We start from the raw sequence: 7,160 nt of genomic DNA on the forward strand, positions 1-7,160 counted from the left end.
GGACGTATCGGCGCCCAGCGTCGAGTCACCGATGGTCAGGCCGTAGTTGCGGTAGCCTGCTTCAACGCCCAGCTTGACCAGCATGTTGGTCGGCAACGGAGCGAACCAGGTGCCCTTCACTTCAAAGTCAGTGATGTTGGTATCGCCGATTGGCAAGGTCTTAAGCTCAGCACCAAGGCGAACGTCGGCTACCGGAACGTCAAAGGTACCACCCAGATAAAGCATCGGCACGATGATCGGAGTTCCACCAACTTCAAAGGCGGTGTCGATGGACTGATTAAAGTCATCATTTTCAGCAGTAAACCCGCCAATCAGGGACCGAAAATATGCGAACCAAGCCATACACCTCCACCGTGGCCCGTCGCACCTCATAAATCGCGTAGTACGCGGGACGAATCACCGTTTCATAAACCCAAAATTTGCCCGTCCAGGGGGTTTTATCCCGTTCCTCAGCTCCCGTCCCTGAGACAAACTCGATAACAATCTCGGGGGGGATATGTTCTTGCCAAAGGACGTAGGAACGCCGCGCTTGTCCATCTAACGTGGCGGGAACGTTGGGGACATAAAACCAATCGGGAGAGACGGCACCCCGGAGGGGAGGATCGGTGATGCGCCAGTAAATTCCACTATCTTGACCGATGCAGTAATCTCCCTCGGGATGTTTGGCGTTGAGGATAGGGAGAATCGAATCCGTGAGGAGAATGCTTTGCGGATGTTCTTGAAAGTGTTTCACGAAGGTTCCATCCTCACAGGGGAGTTGGGTGTGATCCGGTAAGGGAGCAAAGGTTTCTGTCCCATCTTCCAAGGAGGCTTCATCCTCACAGGGGAGTTGGGTGTGATCCGGGAAGGAGGTCGGGTTTTTTCTGACTGTCATGGCGGTTTTGAGGAGAGGCGCGATGGTTCTAATGTAGCATTGCCCTCAGGAGCGGGTTTCGACCCATCGCGCCTCGGTGCAAACTCCCGTCAGGGGACAATCCCAGGGTTCAATGGGTAACTCCGCGAGATAGGCGAACTCAAAGACAATCCCCAACGTGGGAATCTCTCGCCACTGGGGTTGACTGAGGAGGCGATCGTAAAACCCGCCGCCATATCCCAGGCGATATCCCCGTGTATCGCAAGCCACCGCCGGAACTAAGATTAAATCCACCGTTTCAGGAGCAATCTGGGGGGAATCGGGATGGGGTTCGAGAATCCCAAATGCACCGGGAACCCAACGATCGCCGACTTGCCAAGAATGCCACAGTAACGACTCTCCCACACAACGAGGAAATCCCCAACGACGCTCCCCGCTCACCAATCCCAAGACATCGGGTTCCCGGCGAAAACTGACATAACTGAGAACCGTTTGGGCCGACTGAAACCGGGGACATTGGCGGATTTGTTCACAGATGCGATCGCTGCGATCGCGCCAGTCCCCCTCAGACAACTGACGACGAGACTGCAACAGCGATCGCCGTAACTTTGGCTTCGACATCTCTACCAATGAGGTTCTCCAAACAACACCATCGAACAGGTAATCTGTCCCAAAATCTTCGTCGCCACGTCACTCACCGCCAATCCCCCAGCCGTACGCCGTCGCCGGGAACAGAGAACCACCATATCCACCTCTTGAGACGCTTCTAAAATCGATTGAGCAATATCATCAGAAACCACAGTTTTCATCTGAGCGGGAACCTGAGATCCCCCACCATGAAATATCGTCATTAACGAGGTTTCAAAGGCTTGAATTTGCTCCGGTGTGGTGCGGCGATCGCAGATATGTAGCAAGGTTAACTCCGCCTGATTAGACTCCGCAAACAACTGAGCAAACCGCATCGCCTCCATCACCTGCGGGGCCAAACTTTTCACAGGAACCAAAATTTGATGAATATTGAGAGGATCATCTAACAAACGCATCACCCCCACCGGACAATGAGAGGACCAAAACACACTATCTACGACACTCCCAAACAAACGCGCTCGAATGCCAATGTTCTCATTCCAACCCATAACAATCGTACTAGCATTCTCCTCCCGTGCCGTGCGACTAATACCATGAGCCACATCACTATCAATACGAATCCGAGGCATCGCCTCGACTTCAAACTCATTACTCACCTCAATCGCTCGTTGCAATAGCCGTTCACTGCGGCGAATCGCCACATCTAACTCCGGTTCGTCCATCTGTAAATGAGCCTCGGCGATCGCCAATGGTACAATCGATCCCGAACGCTGACGAGCTACAATGGCTGCCATTTCAATAAGATAGCGTTCCGTTAGGGGATTTGAAACCGGCACAACCACCTTAAAGGGTTTTTCTTTTGGGAAAAAGGTTAAGGGAGGCAAATCGGGATTTTCGTCAGTATCTCTCTCTCCTACACTTCCTCCAGATAACGGTAACTTGCGAGCAAAATGGGACGTTGCCAACGGACCAATTACCGAGGTAATCAACATCAAAACCACAACACTATTAAACACAGAGTCGGGAATTAACCCCGCATTGAATCCAGCCAACGCCGCCGCCAAGGTTGCCGCCACCTGAGGAATCGACAACGACCACATGGTCATTGTACTATTCCAACTATAGTTATAGATGACTTTAATGGCCATCGAGGCGATAAATTTTGCTGTCACCAAGGTCACAACAATAGCAATCACAAACCCCAAGTTCTCCGTAAAGCTCTCCATAAATGCCGAGAGGTCCAAGAGTAAACCCATTCCCACAAAAAAGAAGGGAATAAATAGGGTACTGCCGACAAACTCAACCTTATTTTCCACGGGGCCACGACCGACTACATCATTGACCGCTAATCCAGCCAAAAAAGCGCCAACAATTTGGTCAACATTAATAACTTGAGCGCCCACTGCTGCCAAGAAGACTGCCAAAAGAATAAAGAGGAACTGATTACTTTCTTCATCACCAGTACGCTTAAAATAAAGCTTTCCAGCTCGATCTAAGCCCACCAAGACAGCCCCCGTATAGAGAGCCAGGGCTGTAATTTGAATCACCAAACTGGTAGCCGAAAAATCACCGCCATGAATTGAAACACAGATGGCTAAGACTAATAATGCGGCAATATCGGTAAAAATGGTTGCGCCAATGGTGACCGTCACCGCTTCATTTCCGGCCACCCCAAGGCGACTGACAATTGGATAACCTAAGAGCGTATGAGAGGCGAGCAAGGAACCAATTAAAACAGACGCATTTAAGCTATAGCCAAAGGCGGTCGCCATCAACGCACCTCCCACTAGAGGAATTGTAAACGTGGCAATTCCAAAGACCAACGACCGGTCTTTTTTACGCTGAAATTCGGCTAAATCAATTTCTAGTCCAGCGACAAACATTAGGTAAATTTTACCAATGTCTGTAAACAATTTCATATAATCATCGGCGGGATCGAGAAGCCCTAAACCATCATTGCCGAGAACGACACCAGCGGCAATGAGTCCCACTAGACCGGGCAGTTTCAAGCGTTCGAATAATGGCGGAACCGTTAGGACAACTAACAGTAATACAGTAAAGGGGACGATGGGAGTATCGGGTAGCCATTGGGGTAAATTATCCATGGAGATTAGTACTTAAAATGAAAGGAATTGGCTGCCGGATTGTAGTATAATACCATTTCCGAAATGCTTGCTATATATCTGATACCGAGGAAGGCGAACGGCTATCCCCTCCTGGGAGGGTTTAGGGGTGGTTTCCCCGACAGACATCTATGGCACGACTTCTGAAAATTGGTATAAATATCGAGGACTCAATCAATAAAAAGATAGATCTCTAGCCACGAATGATGATCACTGAATCGTGGCTTTATTGTAATCAAAAACCGTCTGCTTGAAAAGTTATGCCCTTACGGTTAACGGTTAATCGAACCCATGAATCCTTCTTCCTCGGAGAGGGCGGTGAAGCTGAGCGATCGCAGCAGCGGATTCAGACCTGCCAAGGTCCACAAGTTAGGATCTCTGGTAGAATGCAGGTGATTCATCCCCTCAAAACAGGATTCGTGTCTGCTTCTGCTCCCCTAACAGACTCCCTCGATCGCGCTCTCAAACAGTATTTTGGCTACGATCGCTTCCGTCCCGGACAACAGGCGATCGTTGAAGCGTCCCTGCAAAACCGCGATCAACTGGTCATCATGCCCACTGGGGGCGGAAAATCCTTATGCTTCCAACTTCCGGCCTTATTACGTCCAGGGGTAACCGTCGTCGTCTCCCCCCTGATTGCCTTGATGCAAGATCAAGTCGATAGCCTGCAAGCCAACGGATTGGGAGCAACATTCCTTAATAGTACCCTAAACGGTCTCGAAGCTCGCGATCGCATCCGGGCCGTCCTTCAGGGGCAAATTAAACTCCTCTACGTCGCCCCCGAACGACTGTTAAGTGACCATTTCCTAGACTTACTCAACCAGGTGCGATCGCAATCGGGCCTCTCCGGCTTCGCCATCGACGAGGCCCACTGCGTCTCAGAATGGGGCCATGACTTCCGCCCAGACTATCGCCAACTCTCACGACTACGCCACCATTACCCCGACGTCCCCGTCACGGCCCTCACCGCCACCGCCACCGATCGCGTCCGCCAGGATATCATCCAGCAACTATCCCTCAAACAGCCACAAGTCCATATCGCCAGCTTCTACCGGGCCAACCTGGCCTACGAAGTGCGCCCCAAAAAACGGGACAGCTACAATCAAATCTACCAACTGGTACGCCAAGGCGGCGCCGGGATCATCTACTGTCTCAGCCGTCGCCAAGTGGACGAACTGGCCGACAAACTGCGCCGAGATGGCATCGATGCCCTTCCCTATCATGCGGGAATGAGTGATCAGGATCGCTCCAACAACCAAACCCGCTTCATCCGTGACGATGTGCAAGTGATCGTGGCCACCATCGCCTTCGGAATGGGAATCAACAAACCCGATGTGCGCTTTGTCATTCACTATGACTTACCCAAAACCCTAGAAAGCTATTACCAAGAAACCGGCCGCGCCGGCCGTGACGGAGAACCGGCCCGATGTATCCTCTTTCTCAGTTACGGCGATGTCAGCAAAGTCGAGTGGATTATCGGCCAAAAAGCCGATGAACAGGAACAACGAATTGCCCGTCAACAGTTGCGCCAAGTCATCGACTACGCTGACAGTACCGAATGTCGCCCCAGTATCCTCCTGCGCTACTTTGGCGAAACCCTCGGCGAACCCTGTCAAACCTGTGATAATTGCCGCAATCCTAAGCCTGTGGAGGATTGGACCATCGAAGCGATGAAGTTCCTCTCCTGTGTGGCCCGTTGTCGGGAACGGTTTGGGGTGGCCCATATTATTGACGTGTTGCGAGGCTCAAGAAAGGAGAAAATCAAGAAATATCGCCACGATCGCCTCTCAACCTATGGAATTGGCAAAGATCGCACCGCTGATCAATGGCGGGCCTTAGCCCGAACCCTGAAACATCGCGGCTTTGTGGATGAAACGGATGACGGTTATCCGGTTCTGAAACTCAATGCCCTCAGTTGGGAGATTATGCGTAAACAGCGTAAGGTGGAAGTGGCCGTTCCCCGTTCGGTGAGTGCCTTAGAGGATCGCCGTAGCCCCTTAGCCGCCGAAGCCGATGCCCTCATGTTCCAACTGCGGGCCTTACGCAAGCAAATCGCCAATGAACGCTCAGCAGCGCCTTACACCATTTTCCCGGACTCCACCCTACGGCTGATGGCCCAGCAACAGCCCCAAACCTTGGCGGAGTTTGGGCAACTGTCGGGGGTCGGACGTTATAAACTGGAGCATTATGGCGATCGCTTTGTGGCCCTGATTCGCGAGTTTACCACAGGCAAAGCTAGCGCCCCTCCCAAGCGCTACGCCAGCACCCCATCCACCACAACTCTAGGTGAGACACACCGAGAAACCCTAGCCTTATGTCAACAGGGAAAAAGCGTTCAGGAGATTGCCCTGGCTCGTAATCTTTCCCCCAGTACCATTTATGGCCATCTCGAACGACTCCTACAAGCGGGAGAAGCCATTGATATCAATACTCTCGTTCCCCCGGATCATCAACAGCCAATTCGCCAAGCGATTCAGGCCCTGAATACGGATAAGTTGAAACCGGTGTATGAGTATCTGGCGGGAGTCTATCCCTATGAGGAAATTCGCTTAGTGAAAGCGGTGATTAAACGGGAGGGCCATCGCTTCCCCCGCAGCCAGGAACCGAGTTCAACGCATCTCTATAGTCTGGAGTTGCATCAGAAGGGATTGGATGTTGAGGCGATCGCCCAGGAACGCAATTTACGTCCCTCTCGCATTGTGCGCCACCTGGCGGAACTGTTGGAAATGGGGCAACCGGTGGATTTAGATCGGTTGGTGACCCCAGAACAGCAACGGGAGATTGAAGGGGTCTGCGATCGCCATCCGGGGGCAACCTTAGAGGTGTTATGGACCTATTTGAGCGATCGTGTTTCCAAAGAAGCCCTGAGACTTGTTTATGGGGCTTGGCGGGCTAAACAAGCTCAACAGTCTAATTCTCCATAACGTCTCAACATGGCTCGCATAAAGGTCGCTGCGTCGATTTTTTGTATTGGACAAACTCTGGCAGTTAAAGTCCTTGCGCCCGTTCGGGATAAGCCCTGTAAGCCCTTAAAAAAGTCCTATAACTCTTCTTGATTTTCTTGGCAAAGCTCATCGAGTAAAGTAAAAATAAAGTCCTCTCTTCCTTCACTAGACGAAGGCAAAAAAGCATAAATTGCTTCCCTTAATGGTTCTCGATTTTGTTGAAACCAAGACCGTAAAAATTTTTTAACCCCCGGGTTAGCCCCTCGATAATTTGTCAATAATCCCTCACATCCGTCCAACAACAGGACAATATCTTCTATATCCTTAGAAAGGCGCAAATCTCCACCTCGTCCCTCAAACGCCTCAACCTTACTCGCTAGAAAATAAATCGGCGGGAAAATCCAAATCTCTTGACCATCAGGCAAAGGGTAACTCACTCGATGGGCGATCGCTTCTGAATACCAACGATTGGTAAAACCCAACACTGACTCATTACAGGGCATTACATCAATAATGAGGTCATTATAACGCCAACGACATAACGGTGCATTTTTCCCCTGATCCTCCTCCAATCCCACGCTCCGTAACTGCTCCGCTAAACGGTAATAATCCGCCCGCGTCGTAATCTCCACCACACAATCCACATCCAAC

The 7,160-nt window shown here is 51.1% G+C and carries 5 protein-coding genes and 1 pseudogene; 1 reads left to right on the forward strand and 5 read right to left on the reverse strand.

The window, feature by feature from the left end:
- The 4 genes and pseudogenes from R6U67_RS15115 to R6U67_RS15130 all read right to left on the reverse strand — a co-directional run.
- Window positions 1–342 (reverse strand): hypothetical protein (locus tag R6U67_RS15115; RefSeq protein WP_410253319.1); only part of this gene is annotated, 342 nt, incomplete at its 3' end.
- Window positions 335–874 (reverse strand): annotated as a pseudogene (locus R6U67_RS15120) (Uma2 family endonuclease); the annotation flags it as partial. The gene R6U67_RS15115 and the pseudogene R6U67_RS15120, both read right to left, overlap by 8 nt.
- A gap of 45 nt (window positions 875–919) precedes the next feature.
- Window positions 920–1,474 carry a 5-formyltetrahydrofolate cyclo-ligase gene (locus tag R6U67_RS15125; RefSeq protein WP_410253320.1) on the reverse strand — a complete coding sequence of 185 codons (555 nt, stop codon included), beginning with the start codon at window positions 1,472–1,474 and terminating at the stop codon, window positions 920–922.
- A gap of 2 nt (window positions 1,475–1,476) precedes the next feature.
- Entirely contained in the window at window positions 1,477–3,546 is a 2,070-nt protein-coding gene (locus R6U67_RS15130; RefSeq protein ID WP_410253321.1) for a cation:proton antiporter, read from the reverse strand.
- A gap of 278 nt (window positions 3,547–3,824) precedes the next feature.
- Between R6U67_RS15130 and recQ the strand changes: the two genes are divergently transcribed.
- Window positions 3,825–6,488 carry a DNA helicase RecQ gene (gene recQ / locus R6U67_RS15135; protein WP_410253322.1) on the forward strand — a complete coding sequence of 888 codons (2,664 nt, stop codon included), beginning with the start codon at window positions 3,825–3,827 and terminating at the stop codon, window positions 6,486–6,488.
- 116 nt (window positions 6,489–6,604) lie between these two features.
- Here recQ and R6U67_RS15140 read toward each other — a convergent pair.
- Window positions 6,605–7,160, reverse strand: a 556-nt coding sequence (locus R6U67_RS15140) for a hypothetical protein (protein WP_410253323.1), incomplete at its 5' end; no start/stop codon positions are given.

The organism is Sodalinema sp. (assembly GCF_046483825.1).
Classification (GTDB): Bacteria; Cyanobacteriota; Cyanobacteriia; order Cyanobacteriales; family Geitlerinemataceae; genus Sodalinema.

Excerpts from the sequence above, each read along its gene's own strand:
- R6U67_RS15125 (WP_410253320.1), bottom strand. The coding sequence starts at position 1,474 with ATGTCGAAGCCAAAGTTACGGCGATCGCTGTTGCAGTCTCGTCGTCAG.
- R6U67_RS15130 (WP_410253321.1), bottom strand. The coding sequence starts at position 3,546 with ATGGATAATTTACCCCAATGGCTACCCGATACTCCCATCGTCCCCTTT.
- recQ (WP_410253322.1), top strand. The coding sequence starts at position 3,825 with ATGCCCTTACGGTTAACGGTTAATCGAACCCATGAATCCTTCTTCCTC.